At 51.6% G+C, this 25,360-nt stretch carries 22 protein-coding genes; 8 read left to right on the top strand and 14 right to left on the bottom strand.

Going from position 1 to position 25,360, the window contains the following annotated elements:
* Positions 1–99: 99 nt before the first annotated feature.
* Positions 100–984, top strand: a complete 885-nt coding sequence (locus WBJ47_RS03665) for an NAD(P)-dependent oxidoreductase (protein ID WP_422245874.1) — start codon at positions 100–102, stop codon at positions 982–984.
* Here the strand turns inward: WBJ47_RS03665 and WBJ47_RS03660 are convergent, their stop codons facing one another.
* The 4 genes from WBJ47_RS03660 to WBJ47_RS03645 all read right to left on the bottom strand — a co-directional run bounded on the left by WBJ47_RS03660 (position 985) and on the right by WBJ47_RS03645 (position 6,039).
* Positions 985–2,355 carry a GTPase/DUF3482 domain-containing protein gene (locus tag WBJ47_RS03660; protein ID WP_422245875.1) on the bottom strand — a complete coding sequence of 457 codons (1,371 nt, stop codon included), beginning with the start codon at positions 2,353–2,355 and terminating at the stop codon, positions 985–987. It lies immediately after the preceding gene.
* On the bottom strand, positions 2,348–3,748 hold the full coding sequence (locus tag WBJ47_RS03655) for a DUF2868 domain-containing protein (protein WP_422245877.1): 1,401 nt from the start codon (positions 3,746–3,748) through the stop codon (positions 2,348–2,350). Before WBJ47_RS03655 ends, WBJ47_RS03660 begins: the two co-directional genes overlap by 8 nt.
* A 7-nt stretch (positions 3,749–3,755) precedes the next feature.
* Entirely contained in the window at positions 3,756–4,931 is a 1,176-nt protein-coding gene (locus WBJ47_RS03650; protein ID WP_422245878.1) for an MFS transporter, read from the bottom strand.
* Positions 4,932–4,995: 64 nt separating this feature from the next.
* A complete protein-coding gene (locus tag WBJ47_RS03645; RefSeq protein ID WP_422245880.1) occupies positions 4,996–6,039 on the bottom strand; it encodes an alpha/beta fold hydrolase in 1,044 nt (347 codons plus the stop codon).
* A 75-nt stretch (positions 6,040–6,114) separates the two neighbouring features.
* On the opposite strand from WBJ47_RS03645, the gene ggt reads away from it, so the two are divergent.
* Positions 6,115–7,722, top strand: a complete 1,608-nt coding sequence (gene ggt, locus WBJ47_RS03640; protein WP_422245882.1) for a gamma-glutamyltransferase — start codon at positions 6,115–6,117, stop codon at positions 7,720–7,722.
* Positions 7,723–7,734: 12 nt separating this feature from the next.
* Here ggt and WBJ47_RS03635 read toward each other — a convergent pair whose 3' ends face one another.
* Genes WBJ47_RS03635 through WBJ47_RS03620 form a run of 4 tightly spaced genes read right to left on the bottom strand, consistent with a single transcriptional unit; the run spans position 7,735 to position 12,285 of the window.
* Complete coding sequence (locus WBJ47_RS03635) at positions 7,735–8,946, bottom strand: hypothetical protein (RefSeq protein ID WP_422245884.1); 1,212 nt, start codon at positions 8,944–8,946, stop codon at positions 7,735–7,737.
* Positions 8,943–9,407: a GAF domain-containing protein gene (locus tag WBJ47_RS03630; protein ID WP_422245886.1), complete on the bottom strand. Its 465-nt coding sequence runs from the start codon at positions 9,405–9,407 to the stop codon at positions 8,943–8,945. The genes WBJ47_RS03635 and WBJ47_RS03630 overlap by 4 nt, the downstream gene beginning before the upstream one ends.
* A 14-nt stretch (positions 9,408–9,421) precedes the next feature.
* Positions 9,422–10,390 carry a Bug family tripartite tricarboxylate transporter substrate binding protein gene (locus WBJ47_RS03625; protein ID WP_422245888.1) on the bottom strand — a complete coding sequence of 323 codons (969 nt, stop codon included), beginning with the start codon at positions 10,388–10,390 and terminating at the stop codon, positions 9,422–9,424.
* Positions 10,391–10,446: 56 nt separating this feature from the next.
* Complete coding sequence (locus WBJ47_RS03620; RefSeq protein ID WP_422245889.1) at positions 10,447–12,285, bottom strand: gamma-glutamyltransferase family protein; 1,839 nt, start codon at positions 12,283–12,285, stop codon at positions 10,447–10,449.
* A gap of 246 nt (positions 12,286–12,531) precedes the next feature.
* Here WBJ47_RS03620 and WBJ47_RS03615 point away from each other — a divergent pair, with 246 nt between their 5' ends.
* Together WBJ47_RS03615 and WBJ47_RS03610 are read left to right on the top strand one after the other, a co-directional pair.
* Positions 12,532–14,451 carry a calcium-binding protein gene (locus tag WBJ47_RS03615; RefSeq protein WP_422245891.1) on the top strand — a complete coding sequence of 640 codons (1,920 nt, stop codon included), beginning with the start codon at positions 12,532–12,534 and terminating at the stop codon, positions 14,449–14,451.
* A 186-nt stretch (positions 14,452–14,637) separates the two neighbouring features.
* A complete protein-coding gene (locus WBJ47_RS03610; protein WP_422245892.1) occupies positions 14,638–15,735 on the top strand; it encodes a TRAP transporter substrate-binding protein in 1,098 nt (365 codons plus the stop codon).
* A gap of 94 nt (positions 15,736–15,829) precedes the next feature.
* On the opposite strand, the gene WBJ47_RS03605 is transcribed toward WBJ47_RS03610, so the two are convergent.
* The 3 genes from WBJ47_RS03605 to WBJ47_RS03595 all read right to left on the bottom strand — a co-directional run bounded on the left by WBJ47_RS03605 (position 15,830) and on the right by WBJ47_RS03595 (position 18,921).
* Positions 15,830–17,218: a TRAP transporter large permease gene (locus WBJ47_RS03605; protein ID WP_424585303.1), complete on the bottom strand. Its 1,389-nt coding sequence runs from the start codon at positions 17,216–17,218 to the stop codon at positions 15,830–15,832.
* A 5-nt stretch (positions 17,219–17,223) separates the two neighbouring features.
* Positions 17,224–17,793, bottom strand: a complete 570-nt coding sequence (locus WBJ47_RS03600) for a TRAP transporter small permease subunit (RefSeq protein ID WP_422245425.1) — start codon at positions 17,791–17,793, stop codon at positions 17,224–17,226.
* Between the two features lie 150 nt (positions 17,794–17,943).
* Complete coding sequence (locus tag WBJ47_RS03595; RefSeq protein ID WP_422245426.1) at positions 17,944–18,921, bottom strand: tripartite tricarboxylate transporter substrate binding protein BugD; 978 nt, start codon at positions 18,919–18,921, stop codon at positions 17,944–17,946.
* Positions 18,922–19,187: 266 nt separating this feature from the next.
* Between WBJ47_RS03595 and WBJ47_RS03590 the strand changes: the two genes are divergently transcribed.
* From WBJ47_RS03590 to WBJ47_RS03575, 4 genes are all read left to right on the top strand, one after another.
* Positions 19,188–19,814, top strand: coding sequence for a glutathione S-transferase family protein (locus tag WBJ47_RS03590; protein ID WP_422245427.1), 627 nt, complete (start codon positions 19,188–19,190; stop codon positions 19,812–19,814).
* 21 nt (positions 19,815–19,835) lie between these two features.
* Positions 19,836–20,837, top strand: a complete 1,002-nt coding sequence (locus WBJ47_RS03585; protein WP_422245428.1) for a Bug family tripartite tricarboxylate transporter substrate binding protein — start codon at positions 19,836–19,838, stop codon at positions 20,835–20,837.
* Between the two features lie 38 nt (positions 20,838–20,875).
* The gene (locus tag WBJ47_RS03580; RefSeq protein ID WP_422245429.1) at positions 20,876–21,889 is read left to right on the top strand and encodes a Bug family tripartite tricarboxylate transporter substrate binding protein; all 1,014 of its coding nucleotides are present in this window, start codon (positions 20,876–20,878) and stop codon (positions 21,887–21,889) included.
* An 80-nt stretch (positions 21,890–21,969) separates the two neighbouring features.
* Positions 21,970–22,983, top strand: coding sequence for a Bug family tripartite tricarboxylate transporter substrate binding protein (locus WBJ47_RS03575; RefSeq protein WP_422245431.1), 1,014 nt, complete (start codon positions 21,970–21,972; stop codon positions 22,981–22,983).
* On the opposite strand, the gene WBJ47_RS03570 is transcribed toward WBJ47_RS03575, so the two are convergent.
* Genes WBJ47_RS03570 through WBJ47_RS03560 form a run of 3 tightly spaced genes read right to left on the bottom strand, consistent with a single transcriptional unit; the run spans position 22,980 to position 25,340 of the window.
* Positions 22,980–23,819: an SDR family NAD(P)-dependent oxidoreductase gene (locus tag WBJ47_RS03570; RefSeq protein WP_422245433.1), complete on the bottom strand. Its 840-nt coding sequence runs from the start codon at positions 23,817–23,819 to the stop codon at positions 22,980–22,982. The genes WBJ47_RS03575 and WBJ47_RS03570 overlap by 4 nt on opposite strands.
* On the bottom strand, positions 23,816–24,544 hold the full coding sequence (locus tag WBJ47_RS03565) for an SDR family oxidoreductase (RefSeq protein ID WP_422245434.1): 729 nt from the start codon (positions 24,542–24,544) through the stop codon (positions 23,816–23,818). Before WBJ47_RS03565 ends, WBJ47_RS03570 begins: the two co-directional genes overlap by 4 nt.
* Positions 24,537–25,340, bottom strand: coding sequence for a citryl-CoA lyase (locus tag WBJ47_RS03560; protein WP_424585302.1), 804 nt, complete (start codon positions 25,338–25,340; stop codon positions 24,537–24,539). Before WBJ47_RS03560 ends, WBJ47_RS03565 begins: the two co-directional genes overlap by 8 nt.
* Positions 25,341–25,360 lie beyond the last annotated feature (20 nt).

Here is a 25,360-nt window from a genome sequence, read left to right as displayed (position 1 = left end):
CGGAAGTTATGATTGAAAGTATCGACAATTAATACTAACCACAAAACGACGCGAAGTCGACGCTGCTAAAGAAAACGCCTCACAGCCTTGGAGATAACGATGGGTGATATAAAAAAATTGGGATTTATTGGTTTGGGTGTGATGGGTGAGCCGATGTGCCGCAATTTGGCGGTCAAGCAAGGTGCTACGGTTCTCGCATATGACACGCAATCGGCTCCACTGGATAGGTTGGGTCAAGCGATAGTGGTGGCGAAGTCTGTCGGCCAAGTCATGCGAGAGGCGGACATCGTATTTTTATCCTTGCCTTCGGGTGAGGTAGTGGCAAAGATTTGTGAACAGGCCGACGGACTGTTGGAAAACTGTCGTGCTGGTCAGATCGTGGTTGACCTCAGTACATCGCCCGTTGAGCTTACACGTGAGTTATATGCAAAATTTAAAGCGAAAGGGGTGTTGTTAATGGATGCGCCCGTTGCACGCACGCGTGCTGCGGCTGAAGCTGGCACGCTGTCGATTATGGTGGGCGGGCTTGAGCATGAGTTTACGCAGATTTTGCCTTATCTTTCCACCTTTGCTACTGAGATCACGCTATGCGGACCGGTGGGCAGTGGCCAGGTCGTCAAAATTCTAAACAATATGGTGTTGTTTGAAACGGTTGCGGCCCTCTCCGAAGCTCGCGCGATCGCGCAGAAGGCAGGTGTTGATCCTAAAAAGTTGTTTGAAACCTTGGCGCTTGGTTCTGCAGATAGTTTTGCGTTGAGAAATCACGGACTCAAAGCCATCATTCCAGGAGACTTTCCAGAGCGCGCGTTTTCTGTCGAGTATGCAGCGAAAGATTTGCGATATGCCTTGGATCTTGCAGAACACACTCAGGTTGACGCAGCGGGCGCACGCAACGTGCGTCGACTCTTTGAGCTTGCTGTAGCACGAGGAGATGGAGATTTATATCACCCAGTGATAAGTAGAGTGCTGGAAGCGAAGGTCTGATTAAGACAGTCCCCGCGCAAGCGACTCAATGGCGCGCTGGCGTGCGGGACTGTCGTTGAAATCATCGCCAATAGAGGACCAATCGGGATGCGCGCGTGCAAGCGTCATGATTTTGGTCAGCGTTGGATTGTCGAGTGAAAGATGGGGCGCTTGCTCAAGTCGTAGGGGGGTGAGGGCAGCATGTCCACGATGCTCAAGACGATTGAGTAGTTGAATTTGTCTGAGAGCCAGCATTTGCAAGATGGACTGGTCGACGGTGAGTTCTCTGAAGCCGCGCATTTTGCCGAGCACTCTGTCGCCCCAGCGGTCGATGGCCTTCCATGCACCACCGGCAATCGCGCCGATCGCCATACCCGTTCCGAGACTCAGTCCCGCGCTCAATACATCAACGGTTGCACCTGCGGCAGCACCTGCCGCAATCCCCATGCTGACGTGTACGCCAAAGTGTTGGAGTGCTTGAGGGCTGAACAGATCAAGCTCCCAACGACCTTCGTTCAAAGGCAGGGGGCTAGACAAATAGTCATCTCGACGAAACTGGAACAAACTCAATAGAGCATTGACACAAGCCTGCTCGCGTTCACGCACACGACTTTGTTGAAGTGCAATTTTTTTGGCGAGAGTGTCTGTTTCAATCGAAGTCCGCATCCTGAGCGCGGCAACGTCAAGGAGCATGCTAGCAATCAGGTTGATAGACGACGCGTGTCTTGCCTCACGTTGTCTGGATGATTGTTCTTGCAACTCAAGCAATATGTGCTCATAGGGAGAAAGTAAAAGCGACAGGGCCTGGTAAAGTTTTTCTTCACCATCTAGTGGGGGACTCATACTGTCGAACGCTAGTGACGAATGCAGGCCGACACGTGCGAGTGCGTCGCGCCACTCCTGAGTGCGTGCAGTATCGCTTGCGACAAAATTTAAAATAGGTAAAAGTGGTCGTGCACAACTCGACAGAATCGCGAGTTCATCACGATGCTTGGCAAGTACAGGTTCACGAACATCAACGACATAGAGACCGGCATGACAACTCAGCAACTTGTGAAGAACACGGGCTTCTTGCTCATAAAGAGCCGAGGCTTCTGGACTTTCTAAAAAGAGTCGGATGCGATCGGGGCCGTCTAAGCGCTGAGAATGACTCGACAGTTGTTCAAGGTAATCAAGTAGTCCGATACTGTCTTCAATGCCGGGTGTATCAAATAGCAATAGTGCTGTTTGAGTACCGAGCATGATGTGCGCACCTTGTACTTGTCGGGTCGTGCCCGGCATATCCTCGACTTCACCGAAGTTGACGTCACGTATCAGTGTACGAAGCAAGGACGTTTTACCAACGTTGGTGTGACCCACGACGGCTATTTGCAAAGTGGGTTGTTCAGTCATGGTGACGCTCTAACCATTGCATCACGCTAGCCGGATCGTCGCGGATATTTAATTTGATCTCCGGAAGATCGCGTAGCTGAGAAAGCCATGCGGGCGTGTGTGCTTGTGAGTCTTGATTATGCCGAAGCCACACCAAGGTCCTTTTTGCGCATTCGGAAAGATCGCGAAGCAGGCGAAGCGTGCCCCGGTCTGGTGAGTGTCGAGCATCACAAACAAGCACGAGATTGTTAGGGCGGACTTGCGCCATTTTTCTCAAGATTTGTTGACGTGACTCACGCGAATCGATGGGACCGACGCAAGAGACAATTGAACCAATTCCTTCTGGAGGCCAGAGATCCTTTGGATCGGGTTCGATCGCAATCAAGAGATGCTCTGTTGTGTGTGCCTCGCCTGCGTAGGGAGGGTGGTCATTCCCTATGTCAAAAATCGATGGAGGTGGTGCAGTGTCATCAGCATGATGAATAAAGGAGGGTATGCGGCTTAAGACTGCCACATAATAAGGCGACAAGAGGTCTGGCTTGATATGCGCACGACGTCTGACAACTATCAAACTACATACTAGCGATAAGACAACTCTGGGTAAAACGCCATAGATGACGAGACAACCTACAAGCCAACCTGACCAGAGCCTTCGGGCGATTTCCGCATCGTGTTGAGAAACTAAAGTGCTTGTACGAACGATCTCAGCATCCGGAACGGTAAAGCCAAACCATTGTGGGATCACGGCTAACCATCCGACCCAGTTTACAAATACATCTGGAGACAAGACCGTGGTTTCCCACACAAAATCATACTGGCGTGTCGAGAGTGCAAAGAGCGTTGCACCTGTGGCTGCTAGCAAGAGCGTCATCCAGATCAAATGTGTTCCCGTGCTTAAGAGCCACCGGGTGGCGCGCGCTTGATGCCATACGCTCCACCAGGCCTGCACGGCCAGGCCCATATCGGGACCACGTGCCAATTTACGGGTCAACCAGGGCCAGAGTTGCGCCAGACGTCCACCAGTTGCTGTGGGCGATAGCAGCGTGACACACCAGATGATGAGAGAGAGAAGGTTCAGACCCAAGAGTGAAAGTAGTGCCCAGACAATATTGACGGGTTGAGTGCCGTTTCCGAGTGTTGCAAAGGCACTGCTGGCGCCGGTTAGGATCGCCAAGCCCAAGATGACAAAGAAGGCCAGCCAGCCAGCCGCGCTCAGCTTGGTAATCGAAGTCGTCAGACCGCTTGCTTGACTCAACTCAGTGGCGCGTCGGATGATTTTAGCGATGGGGGTATATTCATTTTGGGCGAGAAGCCTTGCCTTGCTATCGTCTTGTGGACCCCATTGACTCTCCCTCAGATGGATCGCTTCGCAGAGCCATGCTTGCTTGAATGTCAACGACTCTTGCTTTTCCATCGTCTGACTACCGTTTTCTCTGACGAATCAATGCAATGCCCACGAACAAGGCGGGCAAGGAACACACGATAAAACCGATGCCATAGTTGTTGGTCATGCCAAGTAAAAGAGAAAAGATTGTCGGGGCGGTGAGGGCGCCGACTTGCCCAAATGACAAGACGCCACCAGTGACCGCACCGCGAGCACCCTCTGGTGCTGCACGTGCTGCTTCAGCCAGCAACACACCGTGCCATGATAGTGCAGTCGCGCTGATCAAGGTCGCGACGACACCAACGATAATGGTGGGCCATCCCTCGGAGCAAATGCTCAGGAGCGCCATGCTAATGGCCATACCAATCGCGAGTGCTGCCATCATAGTGCGCGGATGCACGTAGGTGCTGCCGAGCAAGCCCCAGATAATACGACCTGGGACGGCGACAGCGACAGCGATTGAAAAGACAAAGCCTGCTGCGACAAGGGTGTACCCAATGGTTGTGAGGTAGACGACAAAGTAGACTGTAAAAATTGTTTGTGCAGCATTGAAAGCAAAGCAGGCAAAAGAAAGATTGCGTAACTCTCTTGTACCTACAACGGCACGTAACGTATTTCCAAAATCAGAAAAATGAAACTGGCGGGATGGATCTCGATCATCATCAAATTTTTTGCGCAAGGGTTGCAGCATGAGTGTGAAAGCAATACACGCTAAAGCACTGATCAACATGGTGTAGCGCCAGCTTGACCATTCTGTTAGCTGTGGACCCAACATGCCCGCCAATAGCAAGCCAGCAGGGACGGCAGTTTGTTTAATGGAAAAAATTAAGGGCAGGTAGCGCGGGGGTGAACAGCGCCCAAGTAAATGCGAGCTTGAGGGCGTTGAGACAGCTGCACCGCCTCCACTAAGAATCGCGGACAGCACGAGTGCGACTGGGTGTCCGATCGTGGCCAACGCCATGCCCAAACCGAGCAACACAAGCGCCAGCTGACTCATGCGCATCGCGCCAAAACGAATGATGAAACTGCCGCAGCCGAGTTGCGTGGAAAGTGCAGCGCTTGCTGCGATTGAGAAGTAGACCCCAATCCAGGCTGAATCGATCATGAGGTCAGCGATGATGGCAGGTGCGATCACGGCCGGTAAGGCGCGACCAATGGCCGCGAAGGTTTGTTGCAAGAACATTGCCACGAGGGCAAGCAAGATGTGATTCACAGAGATTCAGGATTCGTGTGTGGTGTGTGCTTCCATAGGATAGCGTAAATCAAAACCTAGTGTTTCAAGCATTAGGAAGCTTTAAAAAATCTCTAATGGTCCAAGTAATGGACTTTGTTTGAGGTGAGCCGGGAAGTGCTCTCCAAGCAAGGTGACCTTTTGTTGAATCTACTGAGGCATATACAGCATCTGAAATCCCCTCTGCGATTTCTTGTGCGCCTGTCAGGCTAAGCAGGCGATCTTGGGTACAAGGCAATACGAGAACGCGTGCAATGACTCGGTCAAGAGCTGGTTGAAGGTCGTTGGAAAACGGAGCGCTGACGTCGTGCCGAGAGGAGGCTTGATAGCGCTTGAGTAAACTCCAGGCATCCCAGCCCGCAAAGCCGTTACCTGCAGCTTGCGCTTCTTGTTCAATCATTGAAAAGTCAGTTTCTGAAATATATTGATCCGTTACTGTCCAGGCAAAATAATGTTTGCCGGCAAGTGTGAGTCCTTTTGACGGAGGGGTGAGGTAAAAGCCGTCATTCCAGTCTGGATCAAGCTGCACGATATCGAGCATACGTTGAGTGGCCAGTTTAAAAATTGGACTTGCGCGCCAGTCCGGCACCAACAGTACCGCCGACTGAACCATATCTGGGTAGTGAATCAGCCACTCGAGCGCTTGGAACGCACCCATCGATGCTCCAGCAAGTACGGCGATAGGCCGATCTCCTAGCTCAAGTCCATGTTGGACGAGTTGCACCTGAGCATGCACCATGTCTCGAATCGTATAGTCCGGAAATGCCGCGCCTAAGCCATCTGCAGGCTTTGAGGAAGTCCCACCACCGATGGCATCGGTGCTGATGACGCAATAATGATCGGTATCATAGGCTCTGCCAGGACCAATGTGCTCAAGGACACTGTGCCTGAGGTTGCCGGTGCCAGGCAATACGAGTAACAGATTGTCACTCCGCGCATTGAGCTCTCCGTAGCGCACATAGCCAATATGCAGTTCGTCTAACGATTGGCCAGATTCAAATGTAAAGTTTTTAAGTGTGAAGAGGCCTTCGTGTGCAGGTGGTCTGGTCGAGTCACTGGTCATGGTGATCGTGTTTTTATTTGGATGCACATACTGTATGCCTGCCTACTCCGTTTGTAAATCGTGTTAATTTTTATTTAAACGATGAAAAAAACAGGAGATGAAATGAAAGGGGTCGTCGTGTGTCCGCAGCCTCGCGCTGCAGAGGTGGGTGCTGAAATACTTGAGAAGGGCGGTAATGCGTTTGATGCCGCTCTCGCCACTGCGTTTTCTCAAATGGTCAATGACCCCTTTATGTGTGGCTTGGGTGGTATGGGGACCTTGCACTATTACTCGGCCGCCAACGGAAAGAGTGGCATGATCGATTTTTATAATCGGGCGGGCTCGAACGTGCGGCCTGATATGTGGGAAAAGGATTGCAAAGGTCGCACACCGATTTCTGGTTACAGCTTGTTTGACGATTATCGAAGTGAAATCGGCTATACCGCCATCATGACGCCCGGCACACCTGCGGGTCTTGGTTTGTTTCATGAAAAGTTGGGGTCAATGCCTTGGGCGGATTTGCTTGCTCCAGCGATTGAGCAGGCCTCTGAGGGCATCGTTGTCACGCCCAATGCTGCCGGCGTCTGGAATGGTTATGCCCAACCGGGTGTTCCTGATGGACTCACGCGCATTCGCAAAACAGCGGAGTGTGCGCGCGTGTATTTGCATCCAGAGGGCCGTCTTTATCAAGTTGGCGACGTCATGAGACTGCCTGACTATGCTCGGACGCTCGAGCGTCTCGCTAAAGGAGGCTGGCGAGAGTTTCATCAGGGTGCGCTCGGCGACGAGATCGCGAGAGACTTGAAACTCAATGGCTCGTTTGTGACGAGAGAAGATTTAGCGAACTATCAGCCTGAGGAAAGTGCCCCACTGGTCGGGCATTACCGTGGCTATGAGGTCAGGTCAAATCCTCCACCAGGCAGTGGTGCAACCTTGATTGAAATGTTACAGATTCTGGAACATTTTGATTTGAGTGCGCTTGAGCATGGATCGACGCGACATATTGATTTAGTTGCGCGTGCCATGGCTGCGGCGCATGTCGATCGCAACGCCTATTTAGGTGACCCACATTTTGCGGATGTCCCTACCGAGATGCTGATTTCCAAAAAGCGTGCAGCGTATTGGGCAGAGCGCATTAAAAGCGGGAAGTATGCTGGGGGTCAAGAAGAAGCACCTCCGGGTTGTACGACACATGTCTGTGTCATGGATGCAGCAGGCAATGCCGTGTCGATGACGCACACGCTCGGGACGGCTGCGGGTGTTGTGACACCCGGGCTGGGTTTTAACTACAACAACTCAATGAAGTTATTTGATCCTGTACCGGGCAAAAAGAACTCCATGGCGCCCGGTAAGGCACGTACGACAGGAATGGTGCCAACGATGTTGCTTAAGGACGGCAAGCCCGTGCTGTTGGCTGGTGCGCCTGGTGGAAGTGTGATTATCAGCGCAACATTGCAAGCGATTTTGAATGTTGTGGATTTTGGAATGTCTCCTGTCGAGGCTGTGACTGTGCCTCGCATTCATTGCGAAGGTTTAGGTATTCATACAGAGGCGACCGTGCCACGTTCGGTCATCAGAGAGTTGCGCGCGCTGGGCCATGTCGTACATCAGAGTGCGCATAGTTTCGAGCCCAGTATGTCGCGCGCGCACGTGATTTCAACAATTGGTGGTCGCATGCGGGGCGGTGCGGATCCAAGAGGTGGAGCAGGTGTGGTGGTGGCGAGGTCGTGAGTCAAGATCTTGTTAGACAATTGCTTTAAACAGCGTGGTCAAAATTTTGAGTAATGGAATCTGAGTGGCCGCCACAATAATCATCGGCAGCGCAATTGGAACAATGATCGGCATGATGCAGCTTTTTCCGATCGGAATCAGACTCATTTTTTTGACGGCAGCATAAATCGTTTCAATATCAGCCGAAGGTCCAAGCTCTGGAGAATCAAGGATGCCACGTTCGCCAATATTCTGGCCGAGAATCCATTTATGGTGAACGAGTCGCCCGTGCTCTGACAGAAGCGCACTATATTGCCGCATGGCTTTCTTGCGGGTTGAAATCATTTTTGCAGTAAATACAAATAGTGGCGCGACGACTGTGAGCCCCCAAAGTACGGCAAAAGAAAGAAGGGGGAGCTTGAGTGTGTCGAGTGCGATCTGATGATAGAGCGAGTCATGTACCCAGCGTGAGGCCAAGACGGCCGACATGGCGAGCGTCACGAGAATAAAAGCCTTTGGCAATTTTTGCAGAAAGCCCAAGCCGCCCATTGCATCAGGGTGTGCGGGAACCAGTGCGAGATCCAGTTTTGAAATTAAATAAAATAAGCGGAATATCAGGCCGATTCGCCATAGCCATCCAAGTAACAGAATAGTAAAGATGGGTCTCACGACATAGAGAAACCACCAGCCTCCAAAACCCATGCCTGTCTCGAGCGTTGCCCAAGAGAGCTCATGCTCATGCACGTTTTCTGGTACGCCGACTAACCAGAGCAGCGTGAGCGCAAAGACGATGGCCCAGGGAAAAGCTTTGTCACGCAGTTGCGTTGTGTCTTGGATGATCTTGAAAAAACGGTCACGCTGACTGTCGATAATCAGGCCATTTTCAATAAACTGTGACACGATAGTGCGTACGACTCTGAGCGCCATACTTTCGGCGAGAATCAAAAGCGGAATCGCGACCAGGCAGCGAACATGCACGCCATAATGCGCTAACAACGGCTCCCCTGCGGCCCGGTCGAGCAGCCTACTTTCAAGCGCAGCCCAAATCACGATGGGTAACCAAGTAAACATCGCAAAAAACAATGCGCGTCTTGTCACGCCTAAACCGTTGTCAGGCGCCAGTCCAACCTTGCGTTGCCACCGGATCGGCAGATCATTTCTCACGATGATGAAGTCAATCGGATCTTTAGAGGGTGTGGCTTTAGAGGGTGTGGCTTTAGAGGGTGTGGCGTGTGATTCTTTCATTGAGCTGTGTTTGATTGCAGGTTGAGCAGTGCGGAGCACAGCAGAGCACCTAGATGTCGGGCTGTCTCAATATGTTCGGGCTGTATGCGAGGGTGCTTCATCAAAATATTGAGCGTACCCAAGCATGCTGAATTGCTCGTGATAGGAATATTGATGACGGATTGCAGACCTAAGCGAACAATCGTTTCGTGGTCATCAAACGATTGCTTGATCGCTTCAGTTCCTTCACCAATAAAGATCTCTTTGTCGATGAGGACATGTTGCCCCCATGACGTACCCTTTTTTTTCTTTCGTCCGCCAGGCGGGTAAGCCTCAGGGTTTGAGCTGAACAGTCGCTCAAGCTCCATTTGTTGTGGATGAAAGATGTTGATGGTCAGCAGTTCGCGATCCAACAATGCCATGGCGATCTGATCGATGCCATGGCAAAGCTGCTGCACTTTCTTGTGGTGTGCGTGGTTCAAACTCGCCTCGCGTTTTACTCAGCTGAAATGTTCAGCTCTTTGATGAGCTTGGTATAGCGATCGGTATCCGCCTTGAGGGTTTTAGAGAAACCTTCTGGGGTGGACTGAACGACTTCGACGCCAATGCCGCGCATTTTTTCAATCACGGCGGCTTGGGCGAGCGTTTTGTTGATCTCTGCATTCAGTTTGGCAGTGATGTCCGCAGGTAAGTTTTTCGGGCCAAACACACCATACCAAACGACCATTTCGTAACCGGGCAGTGTTTCCGCAACAGTTGGTGTGTTGGGCAATAACTCTGCACGTTTATCTTCAGTGACGGCAACGAGGTTGAGCTTGCCCGTCTTGACATGAGGCAAAGTCTGCGTGCCTGCGCTAAAAAGCACCTGAGTTTGGCCAGAGACTGTATCGAGCACTGCTGGTGCGCCACCTTTGTACGGTACGTGATTCATCGTGATGCCAGCGGCTTTCTCAAACATGGCGGCGCTAATGTGATTTGTGGAGCCGACGCCAGCGGAGGCGTAATTGAGTTTGCCAGGATTGGCTTTTGCGTAGGCAATCAGGTCAGGCACGGTTTTGGCGGGGACGGCAGCATTGGTCACCATGGTGTTGGTGACCAGAGCGATCAGAGCAATGGGCGTGAAATCATCGACAGGATGAAAAGGCATTTTTGAAAACAGTGCGCCGTTCATGGCATGGGTACTCATCGAGCCCACGAGCAAGGTGTAGCCGTCGGGCTTGGCTTTGGCAACCGTGTTGGAGCCAATGTTGCCGGAGGCACCGGGCTTGTTTTCAACGACAAATGTTTGACCCAGTGTTTTTGTCAAATTTTCTGACAACATACGCGCCAAAATGTCTGTAGAGCCGCCCGGTGCCCAGGGCACCACAACGGATACGGTCTTGTCTGGGTATGCTGCATAAGCGGTCGTGAGGGCTGCGCAAGAAAATACGCTTGCAGCGAACAGGCGAGTGAGATGTTTGTTCATATGTAACTCCGTCTTTAACTAAATTTAAAAAATAAGTACTGCAATGTTTGTGCGTGTCAGCGACCGACTGCATAGCCTTGCATACCGCGAGGATTGGCGCCTGCGCGTAATAGGAGTTGACCATTCAACCCCGGCTCGCGTGTGCAAGCTGAAATACGACCTTCGGACCATGCCGCACCGACCTTGACGTCGTGGCCAGCTTGTTTGAGTTGTGCAATCGTCGCTTCGGGCATGCGCGCTTCGAGCGTGATTTTGTTGAGTGTAGTGGTGCGCGGCCAAAATGACGAGGGGTAGTGATCCAAATGCCACGATGGCGCCTCAATGGCTTCTTGCAGATTCATGCCATAGAGTGCATGACGCAAAAAGAAAATCAATGTCCACTGGTCTTGTTGGTCTCCGCCTGGCGTACCAAACGCCATATAGGGTTTGCCATCGCGTAAAGCCATTGAGGGTGACAGCGTGGTGGTGGGGCGCTTGCCGGGCTGGAGCTGGCTTGCGAGGCCTTCATCAATCCAGGTCATCTGTAGTCGAGTATTGATGGAAAATCCCAGCTCTGGAATGACCGGGCTGGAGGAAAGCCACCCTCCAGAGGGCGTGGACGAAACCATATTGCCCTGTTGATCGATCACACTTAAATGACAGGTGTCACCGACGAAAATTTCTTTGTCTGCCCATTCGCGCACGGGTGGCAGAGCTGCAAAGGTGGGCTCGCCAATGCCATAGCGTGTATCCGAGATTGCCAGGATGCGTTCGCCGAGTTCCAGGTCAGGCATCGCGGGCTGACGACCGTCAGGCTGGCCAGGTCGTAAGTCTTTAGATGCAAGTGCCGCAATTTGCGCAAAGCGTTGCTTGCCATAGTCCGTGCTCAGCATTGTTGCAAGCGGGACGTCAACAAAATCCGGATCACCGAGCCAGACCATTCTGTCTGCCAGTGCGAGTTTGGCTGCTTCGGCGACATGGTGCACAAACTCGAAAGAGTCTGGCGCATGTTTTTGTAACTCTGCATTTCGCAGGATCGTGAGCTGTTGCAAGAAGGTCGCGCCTTGCGACCATACGCCGCATTTCGCGACGGTATAGCGACCAAACTCGACAGTGATCGGCTCATCATAGGTGGCTTGCCAGTTGGCGAGATCGTCATAACGCAAAAGACCTTTGTTGCGTTCGCCGGTGGTATCTCTGATTTCTGCATACGTGTAGTAATCGTCGATCGCCCGCGCCACAAAACCGCGATACCAAATGTCTAGCGCAGCCTCGATTTGTTTGACGCGATCTGTGCCGCCTTGCGTTTCAGCTTGTTCGATTATTTTCCGGTACGTCTTGGCAAGTGCAGTGGACTGAAAGAGTGAACCAGGTGCGGGCACCTTGTCCTTGGGAAGCCAGACATCGCGGGAACTATGCCATTCGGAGCGAAAGAGATCTTGCACCGCAGTGATGGCTTGAACGACGCGCGGGACAAGTGGAAATCCTTTTTCCGCATAACCAATGGCGGGTGCCAGCACCTCGGCAAGAGACATGCTGCCGTAGTCGCGCAGCATCGTCATCCAGGCACCCCAGGCACCCGGAACGGTTGCGGGCAATAGACCGATTCCTGGAATGAGTCCCAGTCCCTTTTTCCGAAAGTACTCGGGCGTTGCCAGTGCAGGCGCGCACCCTTGGCCGCAAATCACCCGCATCCGCTGTTCTTTTTCACTCCACAGCATTAAAGGGACTTCACCACCTGGTCCGTTGAGGTGGGGCTCGACGACCTGCAGGACAAATCCACCGGCCACGGCTGCATCGAAGGCATTGCCGCCACGCTCCAAGATTGACATCGCAGTTTGAGAAGCCAGCCAGTGTGTCGATGAGACCACACCAAAAGTGCCAACAATTTCCGGACGGGTGGTAAATGAATCCATAAGGCAGTATCACTTGATTTCGACGGTGGATATATAGCGGTCGATGCGACCGATCATAGTTCTTGGTAACTGCAGTCCGAAGTATAGAGTCTGAAGTGTGTGTCTAGATAGGTTTTTGCATAGCTCTTTAGAGATAGGGAAAAGCATCCCGCTGTTGAATTTTCATATTTAACTCTGCGGCTCACAATGAATCGACTGTTACGACATTGTCGCGGTCAGCTTCGATTGAAATCAAGGAGATATCGAATGAAAAAGCAAATGAATTCGCTGAAAGGTCATCACAACGGTTCAGCGAAGGAGCCTGGTGATTTGGAATATGTGTCACCTTACGAAAGTGTGAGCATTGCCGCCCGAGGTCCAGGTAGCGGAGGTGGTGGAGGCGGCGGCGGTGGAAGTGGAAGTGGCGGTGGCGGTGGTGGTGGCGGTGAGGGGGGTGGTGGTGGGATGGGGGGCGGAAAGCCACCTGGTGCAGGAACTAAAAAAGGAGATCTTTTTGGGGATCAGTATGTGCTGCTCAGAGACGTTGATCCCGCGAATGGGGGTGGAAGTGGTGAGCCAGTCTTGGATGAAAATGGTCAGTTCATTCTCGTAGGTAGCAATGGAAGTTTGATTTACTTCGAACAAAACGTTGATGGAGATTATGAAATTCCCGCAGCTTCATTACCCTATGTGCAAGAGGTGGAGCTTGAGCGAGCAAACGTTGCGAGAGCTCCAGACAAAGTCATGGATAAATCTCTCGCTGCCGCCTTGGAAAAAATTGAGGCCGCAGCTGTGATTGATACCGATCCTGCAGGTCGGATTGTCTGTGATGGCACAACAATTGATTCACCCCTTGAAAATCTTGCCCTTTACAAATATTTGATGACTGCGGGTGGTGAGTCATCTTGGCCGGATGTAGTGGAGTTTTGGCCAGAGGAGTTTCAAGCATTGGCAGGACCAAACTTGCTCGACCCGGCTTGGGATCCCTCTAGTTTGTTAGGCGCCGCATTTTCTAAATCTCTGCCAGTATCTCTGGATGCAGTGCTGTATGAGAATACAACGCTTGGGGTAAACGAAGTGACTCAAGTCGGCGGACAAATTGCCGTGGACTATTTCGATTTTTCAAATGTATCGGGTGAAACTTATCACTATGACCGCGTGGCACAGTACGAAAACATTTGGTTGCAGTGGTATGAGGATACCGATGGTGACCCAAGCAACCTTGAACGTGTACAGGCGACAGTCATGGATGCGGTGTTTGCGAATGCGGATTGGTTGGATCAGTATATTCAGGCTTCTGCAGACCCAGCAGTGTTTGAGATAGCAGATGCAACTTCTTCAGGCGTGAATGATTTTGCTCAGGCTGTTGATGATGCGCGAGCAGTCATTAATTTCATGCACGAGATGGTTGCCGTCGAGATCGACCCTCCTGTCACGCTCGCGTCTCCTGAACTTTCTCTGGCGTCCTCAGAGGTGTTGGCTTCTGCAGTGACGGATGATGGCGGTGATGAGCATGAGGATCATGAAGATCATGAAGATCATGAAGATCATGAGACACAGATCATTTATGGCACCAATCAAGCTGATACGATCATCGCCGGTGGTGGCGCTCAGACCGTTATTGCAAGTAACGGAAAAGACACCGTGTCCGGCGGTGGGGGGCCAGATATCTTATTTGGTGAAAATGGCAAAGACACGCTGATGGGTGATGGTGGTCCAGATATCTTGAATGGAGGTAATGGTCAGGACATCCTGACAGGTGGAGCAGGTCCTGACATGCTGATAGGCGGAAATGGTCCGGACACCTTTGTGTACACCTCACGTTCTGATGCGCCTGCACGTGGTGGTGAGGGTGGTGGTGATCATGGAGACGACCACGATGATCATGAGCATGATGAGGGCAGCGAGAGCGATGTACAGCTCGCATCATCAGAGCAGAGAATTGAGACGATTGCCGATTTTCAAAGCTGTGAGGACGTCATCGACTTGGTATCTCTTGGTTCTGTTTTGCAGTTTGCTCAAGAGCCGACAGCTTTTTCAGTTTGGGCAGAGTCTGATGCCAATGGCACCATGGTGATGATTGACCTAGACGGAAATGTTTCTGGAGGTCATCCTGCCGAAATGGCGATTGCCTTGCCGGGTGTCGATCCGGTGACACTGACATCGGGTGACTTTGCCTTGTCCTAAACCCCTTGATTGGAGTGAGGCAAATTGTTGTTCCCCCCGCCTGCCAATTGGTATGCGGGGGGAATGTAAATAGTACTTTCCGTCCAAAACCTAGGGTTTTCCTAGGTTTTGCTTTAATCAAGCGCAATATAATGACGGTTGATTAATCATTCCTTTTTACATTTTTGGGACGACGGAGATACCGCCATGATGAACCGCAGATCATTTATTACTAAAGCAGGTATTGCCGGCGCTGCCGGTCTTTCAACGGTTGCAGCACCTGCAGTCGCACAACGTAAAATCACATGGCGCATGGTCACCACATGGCCCAAGAACTTCCCCGGCATGGGCGTCGGTGCCCAGCGTTTGGCTGATCGGATTACCGCAGCCTCGGGTGGTCAACTGACTGTACAGGTGTATTCAGCTGGTGAATTGGTTCCCGCACTGCAATCCATTGACGCTGTCATTGATGGTGGTGCCGAGATGTCACACGGCGCGGCTTACTACTGGCAAAACAAGAGTGTTGGTCTGTCTTTTTTTACAGGCGTGCCCTTCGGTATGACCAGCCGCGAACTCGCAGCGTGGATTCGTTATTTGGGCGGCCAGCAAATTTGGGATGAGGTCTATGACCAGTTCGGTCTCCAGGGCTTTTTGTCCGGCGATACGGGCACCCAAGCAGGCGGCTGGTTCCCTAAAGAGATCCAGAGCTTGGATGACATCAAAGGTTTGCGTTTCCGTACTCCGGGCCTAGGTGGTCAGGTGTGGGGCAAGTTGGGTGCTTCTGTCACGAACATGGCGGCTGGTGAAATTTTCCAGGCCCTGCAGTCTGGCGCCTTGGACGCCGCTGAGTTTGTGGGCCCCTATAACGATCTCGCGCTTGGTTTTTACAAAGCACGCAAGATTTATTACACCTCAAGCTTCATTGAGCCAGGTCTGGCAACAGAGTTGGTGGTGAACAAAAAGAAATACCAAGCTTTGCCAAAGAGCTTGCAAGACTTGGTGCGTGACGTATGCCAGGCCGAATACGATCAAGTCGCATCGGACTTTGCTGCAAATGATCCGCGTGCGCTCGAGGTGCTGATTAAAGAGCACGGCGTGAAAGCGATTCCCCAGTTTCCTGACAGCGTTGTTGAGGCGGCTGCAAAAGCTTCTGCAGAGCTGATGACATCGATTCGCGACAAGGGTGACGCCTTGACCAAGAAGACAGCTGAAAGCTACGTAAAGGCGCTGAATACTGTCCGCATTAAGACTGAAGGTACGGACGCGCAGTTCATTGCAGCTCGCAGCAAGTACTTTAAGATTTAATATCGTTAAATTAGTAACAAAAAGCCCTGCGATCTGTTGGATCGCAGGGCTTTTTGTTGTCGTGCGCGAGCTTGAGGGCTCGCGCAAAACCTGACTAGTAGAGCAGCTTAGGGAGCCAGGTGACAAGCTCGGGAAAGATGAACAGTAGGGCGACAGCCACCACCTGCAAACAAACAAAGGGGATCACACCTTTGTAAATCATGCCGGTCGATACGCTATTGGGCGCAACACCTCTCAGGTAAAAAAGCGAGAAACCGAACGGAGGTGTCAGAAAGCTTGTTTGCAAGTTGACACCGACCATCACACCCAGCCAGATAGGATCGAGTCCCAGCATGAGCAGGATTGGGGCTGTAATTGGAATCACGATAAAGATGATTTCAAATGTGTCCAAGATGAAGCCGAGGACGAACATGATGAGCATCACAACGACCATTGCGCCAATCGCACCGCCGGGCAGTCCTGAGAGAAACTCATGCACCAGATTGTCACCGCCCATTTGACGGAAAACAATCGAAAATACAGAGGCACCGAACAAGATGATGAAAATCATCGAGGTAATGGTGGCCGTTGAGATCGCGGCCTCTCGCAACACTGTCCAGGATAAGCGCCAACGAAGTGCTGCTAAGAGCGTTGCACCAACAGCACCAACAGATGCCGCTTCCGTTGGTGTTGCGATACCCGCAAGAATGGAGCCCAGCACTGCAATGATGAGCATCAGTGGCGGCACCATCGCCGTCATGACTTCTTTGAAAATGCCTTTTTTCTCTTCGTCACTGAATGGAGTGGCGGGGCAAGATTTTGGGTCGGTGATGGCTTTAAAAATCATCCATCCGAGGTAAAGCAACACAAGCATCATGCCTGGGATAAACGCGCCTGCGAACAGATCGCCGACTGAGACGGGATTGGGTGCAAAGTTACCTTTCGCCATCTGTACTTGAGAATTGATCCCTGCCAACATGTCGGCCATAAAGATCAGCACGGTCGAGGGCGGAATGATCTGGCCTAAGGTGCCTGAGGCACAAATCACGCCACTTGCGAGCTTGGGGTCATATCCCGCTCTAAGCATGGCGGGCAAAGAGATCAGGCCCATCGTCACGACAGTTGCGCCGACGACACCTGTTGAGGCCGCCAGCAGTGCACCCACCAAAATGACTGAAATTCCTAGGCCGCCGCGAATATTGCCAAACAGTTTGCCCATTGTCAGCAGTAATTGTTCAGCAATTTTTGACCGCTCAAGCATCACGCCCATGAAAACAAAAAGCGGGACGGACACCAGCACTTCGTTGGTCATAAAGCCAATATAGCGTCCAGCAAGGGACGCGAGGTTTGAAAAATCAAAAACCTCAAAGTAGTAGCCGACTGCGCCAAAAATAAGGGAAGTGCCAGCAAGTGAAAAAGCGACAGGAAAGCCGAGCATCAGCATGCCAATCACGCCGAAAAACATCAGTCCTGCAAGAATCTCGCCAATGAGTACGTAATCCATTTCCATTACTCCTTGCCTGTCGCTTGCGCGATCGTGGGGTAACGGAAATCTTGAGGAATGAGATCCTCACGTTTGGCCAGTACAAGTATTGATCGGATCGCCATGGCAAGACCTTGCAGGGCGACTAGCGCCACAAAAACGAGAATAAAAGTTTTCAAGACGTAGAGCCCTGGCATGCCGCCAACGTTGGCTGAATTTTCCATGAGGCGCCAAGAGCGCTGTACGTATGGCATACCGATGAAGTAAACCGCGAACATAAATGGAAAAAGAAAAAAGCAAACTCCGACTAAGTCGGCAATGGCTTTTTTCTTCGGGGCGGCGGGACGATAAAAAATATCAACCCTGACGTGATCTTCTCTAAATAATGCAAAGCCTGCTACTGCGGTGAACATGACACCATTGAGCCAGACATATAAGTCTTGCATCCAGAGTCGGGTCGTTGAAAAAAAGTAGCGTTCAACGACAACTGCAAAGCAGACCAAGACGACTGCAACAGAGAGCCAGGCAAAAATGTTGCCCACGGCTTTGTTCACAGTATTAATGGACCGCATCATCGCTGCTAGGATCGTTAGCATGCGGAATCTCCAATTGGACTTTCGAACTGTTAATTTTAAAGCAGCCCGAGACAGGACGCTGTCCTATCGGGTATGTCCTAGGTTTTAAACAAGAAAAAGCGCCAGGAGGTAAGAAACTCCTGGCGCGCATACTTGGACGTTCAGGCTATTTTATTGAGCCTCGACGCCTGCTTTCTTGAACAACTCAGCCCATTGTGGGACTTGCTGCTTCACTTTTGCATCCAGTGCGGCTGGGTTGGCATCTTTGGTCAAGACCTGTGCACCCAGACCGGACATGCGTTCCTGGAACTTTGGATCAGCCAATCCGGCTTGGAGGGCTTCGAGCAGCTTGGCACGAACGGGAGCGGGGGTGTTTTTAGGTACCCACATACCGTGCCAGATACCGACTTGGAAGTCTTTAAAGCCTGACTCATCCATGGTGGGCAGGTCTGGCAATGTTGCCACACGCTCTTTGCTGGTGACAGCATATGCTTTGATTGTTTTGGCTTTGATTTGCTGAGTGGTGTTGGTCGTCTGGTCGCACAACAAATCAACTTGCTTGCCCACCAGGTCGTTCATTGCTGGGCCCGTGCCTTTGTAAGGAACCGTCAACAAATCGACGCCCACGCCGTTGGCAAACATCACGCCGCACAAATGTGAGGCAGCACCAATACCGGCATTCGCCAGCGACACTTTGTCTTTGTTCTTTTTGACGTACTCAACCAACTCTTTAATGTTGTTGGCGGGGAAGTCTGAACGTCCGACGATTGTCATCGGGACGTCCACGACCAAACCGATTGGCTCAAAACCGTCGATAGGGTTGTAGTTAGGCTTTTTGTAGAGCGAAGGCGCTGTGGTGAAGCCTACGTGCATCAGCAAAACGGTATAGCCGTCTGGATTGGCACGGGAAACGTAGGAGCTGCCCACTGTGCCGCCGGCACCGGCTTTGTTCTCAACGACCACGCTTTGCTTAAGTGTCGGGCGCATCGCTTCAGCGAGTGAACGGGCAACACTGTCAGTCGGGCCGCCAGCGGCGAAGGGCACCACCATGTTGATGGGCTTGCTTGGATAGTTGTCAGCATTTTGTGCCACGGCGGAGAACGCCAGTGTGGACAACAAAGCGCCAATTGAAAGACTGAACGTTTTCATGGTTTCTCCGGGGTCAATGTTAAATCTTGGGAAGTGAGTGCTCTAAGTCAATCTAAGCATTTGTTCACTGGCAAAAGTTACCAATTTGGTATTAAAAGCCTATTGAAACTGGCACTTAATTGTTAAAAATTATAACGAATGTGTGACAAATGTTGATTTAAGTACGCAAAAAGTAGGGTTTTAGTCTTGTTTGTGTCCATTAGTCATGAAGATAGGTATATTTGCCTGCTTGCAATTCAAACATTCCAATAAAGAGACTTTTGCTTATGACGATCCAGTTTTTTTCGTTTGACACCCCCAATGGGCGCAAAATTTCCGTGGCACTCGAGGAAATGGGTTTGCCCTATACCGTGAGTCCAATCGACATCGGGAAGGATGAGCAGTTCAAACCGGCTTTTTTGAAAATCAGCCCGAACAACAAAATCCCCGCCATCATTGATAGTGATGGTCCGGAGGGTCAACCAATCAGTGTCTTTGAATCTGGCGCGATTTTGATTTATTTGGCTGAAAAAACAGGCAAATTCTTGCCTGCAAAAGGGGCGGCACGCGTTTCTGTTCTGGAGTGGCTAATGTTTCAGATGGCTGGCTTTGGTCCGATTCCAGGTCAAGTCCACCATTTCTTGGGTCTGGCCAATGAGGATGACAAGCGTTATGGCGTCCAACGGTTTATGAATGAGACGCGCCGTTTGTACGGCGTGATGGATCGTCGTTTGGCCGAACAGACGTATTTTGCGGGTGAGATCTCAATCGCTGATTTTGCGATCTTGGGCTGGGTCTGGAGACATCCGCGCCACCAAGTGGATTTGGCTGATTTCCCGAACGTTAAACGCTGGTACGAAATGATCATGGCGCGCCCCGCTGTTGAGCGTGGTTTTGCTGTTGCATTGAAATAAAAATTTGTTGAGGAGACAAAATTGAAGCTGCAATCTTTTAACATCAAAAAAATCTGTGTCGCGATGCTGGCAATGACTGGCGCGATGCTGACGAATGGCCATGCGCTTGCTCAAGCGACAGACGCTTACCCAACCAAAACGATCAAGCTTGTCGTGCCCTTTGCGCCAGGTGGTGTGACGGACACGAGCGGCCGCATCTTGGCGGAGGGTTTGTCCAAGAGACTCGGGCAGCAAGTCATCGTTGAAAACAAGCCGGGTGCTTCGGGCAACATCGGCGCGCAACAGGTGGCGACTGCGGCTCCTGACGGCTATACGCTTTTCTTGGCCTTGGATGGTACCTTGGTCATTAATCCGCATGCGTATTCAAAAATTGGTTTTGATACCCTGAAAGATTTTGAACCTGTTGCCAAAATTGGTAACTCGGTCATCATCTTGGCGGCTAATCCAAGTGTCAACGCTAAAAATCTGAAAGAGCTCGCGGCGCTAGCTAACTCAACGCCGGGCGGTATGTCGTACGGCACGTCAGGCAATGCAAGTATTGTTCATTTGGCGGGTGAGTTACTCAAGCAACAGTCGAATTCCAACTTTGTGCACGTCCCTTACAAAGGCGGTGGTCCAGCCGTTGCGGATGCTTTGGCGGGACATATTCCTTTGACGTTTGCATCTGCGGCGTCGATTAATCAGCATTTGAAAGCAGGCAAGCTTGTGGCGATAGGTGTACCAAGTGCGACGCGATCTGCTGCCTATCCTGATATTCCAACCTTTAAAGAGTCGGGTATTCCCGGTATCGAGTTGAACTCATGGGTGGGTATCATGGCTCCAGCAAAAACACCTGCTGCGATTGTCGCGAAACTGAACAAAGAAATTAATGCTGTGCTGCAAGATCCTGCAGTCAAGGCCAAACTGCTTGGCTCTGGTATCGAGGCGGCGAACGCAACGTCTGCGCAATTTGGCGATGAGATCAAGCGTGATTTGGCAATGTACAAGCCAGTCGTTGAAAAAGCTGGCATCAAAGTCAATTAAAAAATTGAACGGATGCAGTATCAATAGGAGACAAAAGAATGAAAAGAAAGACACTCAAACCTTTATCCACATTTAAAAATGTTGGACGTGGCATTGCAGCATTGGTCGCGGGAGGCATGTTTGTTGCGATGCCGATGACTGCGAGTGCGCAGGACTTTCCAAATAAACCGATCAAAATTGTGGTGGGTTTCCCGCCGGGTGGTGGATCGGATTTGATGGCGCGATCGGTTGGAGATAAGCTTTCGATTGCCTTAAATCAGCCAGTCATTGTCGAAAATAAGCCTGGCGCAGGATCTTCAATTGCAGCTTCGTATGTGGCGCAATCAAAGCCTGATGGCTACACCATCCTGTTTGGCCAAGCTGCGAATCTAGGAATTGCGCCTGCACTGAGAAGCGGTTTGAACTATGACCCCATTAAAAGCTTTGCACCGATTACGCGTTTAGTTTCAGCGCCACTTGTGATCGTTGGTCCGGCAACGCTTCAAGCCAAAACGCTGAAAGAGTTAATCGCCATGGCTGCGGCAAAACCAGGTGCATTGAGTTATGGTTCACCTGGCGCAGGAACGGCAGGTCATTTGGCGGGTGAAATGTTTGGCTCAGAAGCCAAAATCAAAATTGTGCATGTGCCCTACAAAGGTCAATCTGCTGCGATTACAGACATGATCGGTGGTCGTATTGAGATGTACTTCAGCACACTGGCTGTGATTAAACCTCATGTCGAGGGCGGCAAAATACGTGCGTTTGCGGTGACCTCTGGTCAGAGATCGCCAGCGTTTCCAAACGTACCCACCGTGGCTGAGGCTGGAGTACCGGGCTTTGAAATTGAGAACTGGTATGGCTTGGTGGCTCCTGCAGGCACACCACCTGCCATCATCAGTCGCCTCAACACAGAAGTTGTCAAAATCCTGAAAGATCCAAAGCTTGTTGAGGAGCTTTCCAAGGAGGGCGGGAATATCAAGACCGATACGCCTGAGCAGTTCGCTAAATTCCTCGAAGTCGATGTGCCGCGCTGGAAAAAAATCGTCAAAGATGCAAATCTGCAGACGAACTGATCAAGCGACATCTCTCGCATGATTGTTCGCCAGCCGCTGTCCTATTTTGGGTATAGTTCACTTTTTTCACGGAGACACTAATGAAAAGCAATTGTTCGACTCCCTTTGCTAGGACAGCTAAATGGGCCGTTGGCGCCTTGTCCGCGGTTGCGTTGACCTTCGGTATGTCAGGTGCACACGCCCAACAAGCTTATCCAAATGGCCCGATCCGTTTGGTGGTCGGCTATGCCGCAGGCGGTACGACCGACATTTTGGCGCGCTCACTGGGTGAACAGTTGGGTAAGATTTTGGGTCAAACCATCATCGTTGACAATAAGCCAGGTGCCGCGAGCAACATTGGTGCAGCGTTTGTCGCTCAATCAAAGCCAGATGGCTACACCCTTTACATGGCAACAGTGGCCAGCCACGGGATTAATCCCGCGTTGTATCGCGGAAAAATGACGTTTGACCCGATTAAGGATTTTGCGCCGGTTTCATTGGTTGCCTCTATTCCTTTGATGTTGGTCATCAATCCAAGCTTGCCCGTGAAGTCAATCAAAGAGTTGATTGAGTACGCGAAAAAGAACCCAGGCAAGCTGAATTACGCATCAAGCGGTAATGGTTCACCTGGACACTTGGCTGCAGCAGTGTTTAACGACGCCACAAAAATCCAGATTGAGCATATTCCCTTCAAGGGCGGTAATCCTGCCAACACGTCCGTGCTAGCAGGCGAAACACAAATGACGTTCGCAACAGTGCCGGGTGCGTTGCCGCATGTTGTGGGTGGAAAACTGATCGCGCTGGGTGTGACCACCAAGCAGCGTTCGAGCGAGTTGCCGAATGTACCGACGATTGCCGAGGCTGCTAATTTGCCAACGTATGACATCAGTACTTGGAACGCAATCCTCGCACCAAAGGGCACACCTGAGGCCATCGTGGCAAAATTAAATGCAGCGATTGGCCAGGCAATGAAGTCGCCTGAGTTGCGTCAGCGTTTTGAGAAAGAAGGTGCGATGCCGCAGACTAGCACCCCCCAAGAGCTCAATAACTTTATCGTGGCAGAAGTAGAACGTTGGGGCAAGGTTGTCGACAAAACCCCCATGAGCACCAATTAAACAAACTTGCCCGTCAGTCCGCCGTCGACGACTATTTCTGTACCGGTGATGTAAGACGCATCATCTGAAGCCAGAAAAGTCGCGACGGATGCGATTTCCCAGGGCGTTCCCATACGCCCCATCGGGACCTGTTGGTCGCGCGCCCGACGTGTTTTGTCCATGTCGGCGTTGGCATCAAAGACCTTGGCCACGTTTTTTTGAATACGTGGCGTATCGATCAGCCCCGGAACAATCGTGTTGGCACGAATCCCATCACTCGCGTACTGTTGCGCGAGCATCTTGATGAAGTGAATGACGGCTGCTTTTGTGACACTGTAAGCAAGATGGGGATAGCCAAGATAGCGCATGCCCGCGACCGATGACACACCAATAATCGAGCCAGAGCCTTGCTTGACCATAATAGGGGCCACGAGCTTGGCAGCGATCAGGATACTTTCAACGTTGACCTTTTGAATGCGATCCCAATCTTCGAGCGAAGTTTCGGCGGGACCACCCACGCGTCCAATGCCCGCATTGATTTGCAAGATATCGATACGACCAAAATCCTGCATGACTCGCTCGATGGCCGTTTGCATCGCAACGAAGTCCGCGACGTCTGCCTGATAAGCGATGGCCTTGCCACCGAAAGCATAAATCTCTTGGGTGACGTCCTGAGCAGTGTCAACATTGAAGTCGAGCGCGGCCACTGAAGCACCCGCGCAGGCCATTGCGATTGAGCTGGCTTTCCCAATGCTGATCCCCGGCGCGCTTGTACCAGCCCCAAGTATCAAGGCGACACGACCTTTGAGTCTTTCTGTACGCTCGGGTCGCATGGCGGCCGTGGTGTTTGCATTCATGCGACTTGTCCGAGTCCGACTGTCATGCCACCACAGACGTAGAGCACTTGGCCCGTGATGAAACCTGCACGATCGTCAAGCAGTGAGGCCACTGCGTGCGCGATGTCTTCTGGTTCGCCCATGCGTTTGACCGGAATCGATTCCAGAATTTTTTTCGTTTTGGGCGATTCGGGAGGATTGCCGGAGAGGAACAGTTCGGTAGCAATGGGTCCTGGACCAATGGCATTGACTGTCACGCCAAAGGGTGCAAGCTCAAGCGCCCATGTACGCGTCATGCCAAGCAGACCAGCTTTAGTCGCTGAATAGACCGTGCGTAGTTCTTTACCAAGGGCAGCGCGGCTCGAGATATTGATGATTCGACCAAAGCGAGCTGCCTGCATCAAGGGTTGGAGACCTTGAGCCACCAGCATGGGGGCACGCAGATTGAGCGCGCAGACCGCATCAAAGTCCTCAAGGGTCGCGTCTTCGAGCGTGCCGGGACGAATAAAGCCAGCATTGTTGATGACACGCAGCACATTGTGATCGCGCGTGATCCTTTGCAAGACGTCACGCGTTGCCTGCGCATCCGTGAGGTCCGCTTGATAATGCGTTTCACCGGTGAGTAAAGTGGCGGGGGCGACGCGGTCGAGGTTGATGATCTGATAGCCATCCTCAAGGCATCTGCGAATGATGGCGCGACCAATACCGCCGCTGCCGCCTGTGACAAGAACGCTACGCTCAGCCATGTGATTTGTCTCCTGTACCTGGACCGTTTCCGACATAGGGAATCATTTCATCAATGGTGTCCCAGATAAAGCGACCTGCTGGATCTTGTTGCTCTTCGGCAATGTGTGACACCAGGCCTGCCGCGCGAGAAATCACGGCAAAACCTCGCATCAGTTTTGGGGGGATGCCGATTTCACCCAGCATCGCAGCGACAGCGCCTGTCGCATTGATCGTGATGTGGCGACCATAGACGCGATCGACCGTCGCGGATAACAAACGCAAGGCGCGAACATGCTTTTGCTCCAGATCGGGCTCGGCTTCAGTGAGCGCGAGTAACTTGATAGAACGTGGATCATCTGGCTTGTGCAAGTGATGCCCAAAGCCAGGAAGGTTTTGCTTGTTTTTGCGAATCTCAAGCACTAAGGCTTCTGTGAATTTTTCTGGCTCGGCAGCGTCGACAATCTGTTGAAGAATGACGGCGTTATTTTCCATGGTGCCGACGAACTGACTGCCCACAGCCATCAAGCCTGCAGCCACCGCACCTTGCAGGTTTTCAGGTGCACTCATATAAATCATTCGGGTCGCGATCGCGCTGGGTGTAAAGCCGTGTTCCATCAGTGTGATGAGTACAGCATCCATGATGCGCATATCGACGGGACGTGGTTCGCGCCCCAGGATCTGCATGAACATCACTTCTGAGAATGTTTTTTTACCAATCAGATCTTCAACAAGATCTGCATCGCGGTAATTCATGCTCGTCAAAGTGTGTGTGCACAACTTTGTTGTTGGGGTCGGCTTGTTGGATGAGGAGGACATGTTGAGTTCTTCTTTTAGTG

It is taken from the genome of Zwartia sp. (assembly GCF_049655405.1).
Lineage (GTDB): Bacteria > Pseudomonadota > Gammaproteobacteria > Burkholderiales > Burkholderiaceae_B > Zwartia.
Note: the sequence above shows the minus strand (reverse complement) of the source record. Positions and strands in the feature narration are given on the sequence as shown.

What these genes read in the sequence shown, in the direction of transcription:
- WBJ47_RS03665 (WP_422245874.1), top strand. Translation starts at nt 100, where the DNA reads ATGGGTGATATAAAAAAATTGGGATTTATTGGTTTGGGTGTGATGGGT.
- WBJ47_RS03660 (WP_422245875.1), bottom strand. Translation starts at nt 2,355, where the DNA reads ATGACTGAACAACCCACTTTGCAAATAGCCGTCGTGGGTCACACCAAC.
- WBJ47_RS03655 (WP_422245877.1), bottom strand. Translation starts at nt 3,748, where the DNA reads ATGGAAAAGCAAGAGTCGTTGACATTCAAGCAAGCATGGCTCTGCGAA.
- ggt (WP_422245882.1), top strand. Translation starts at nt 6,115, where the DNA reads ATGAAAGGGGTCGTCGTGTGTCCGCAGCCTCGCGCTGCAGAGGTGGGT.
- WBJ47_RS03635 (WP_422245884.1), bottom strand. Translation starts at nt 8,946, where the DNA reads ATGAAAGAATCACACGCCACACCCTCTAAAGCCACACCCTCTAAAGCC.
- WBJ47_RS03625 (WP_422245888.1), bottom strand. Translation starts at nt 10,390, where the DNA reads ATGAACAAACATCTCACTCGCCTGTTCGCTGCAAGCGTATTTTCTTGC.
- WBJ47_RS03620 (WP_422245889.1), bottom strand. Translation starts at nt 12,285, where the DNA reads ATGGATTCATTTACCACCCGTCCGGAAATTGTTGGCACTTTTGGTGTG.
- WBJ47_RS03615 (WP_422245891.1), top strand. Translation starts at nt 12,532, where the DNA reads ATGAAAAAGCAAATGAATTCGCTGAAAGGTCATCACAACGGTTCAGCG.
- WBJ47_RS03610 (WP_422245892.1), top strand. Translation starts at nt 14,638, where the DNA reads ATGATGAACCGCAGATCATTTATTACTAAAGCAGGTATTGCCGGCGCT.
- WBJ47_RS03605 (WP_424585303.1), bottom strand. Translation starts at nt 17,218, where the DNA reads ATGGATTACGTACTCATTGGCGAGATTCTTGCAGGACTGATGTTTTTC.
- WBJ47_RS03600 (WP_422245425.1), bottom strand. Translation starts at nt 17,793, where the DNA reads ATGCTAACGATCCTAGCAGCGATGATGCGGTCCATTAATACTGTGAAC.
- WBJ47_RS03595 (WP_422245426.1), bottom strand. Translation starts at nt 18,921, where the DNA reads ATGAAAACGTTCAGTCTTTCAATTGGCGCTTTGTTGTCCACACTGGCG.
- WBJ47_RS03590 (WP_422245427.1), top strand. Translation starts at nt 19,188, where the DNA reads ATGACGATCCAGTTTTTTTCGTTTGACACCCCCAATGGGCGCAAAATT.
- WBJ47_RS03580 (WP_422245429.1), top strand. Translation starts at nt 20,876, where the DNA reads ATGAAAAGAAAGACACTCAAACCTTTATCCACATTTAAAAATGTTGGA.
- WBJ47_RS03575 (WP_422245431.1), top strand. Translation starts at nt 21,970, where the DNA reads ATGAAAAGCAATTGTTCGACTCCCTTTGCTAGGACAGCTAAATGGGCC.
- WBJ47_RS03570 (WP_422245433.1), bottom strand. Translation starts at nt 23,819, where the DNA reads ATGAATGCAAACACCACGGCCGCCATGCGACCCGAGCGTACAGAAAGA.
- WBJ47_RS03565 (WP_422245434.1), bottom strand. Translation starts at nt 24,544, where the DNA reads ATGGCTGAGCGTAGCGTTCTTGTCACAGGCGGCAGCGGCGGTATTGGT.
- WBJ47_RS03560 (WP_424585302.1), bottom strand. Translation starts at nt 25,340, where the DNA reads ATGTCCTCCTCATCCAACAAGCCGACCCCAACAACAAAGTTGTGCACA.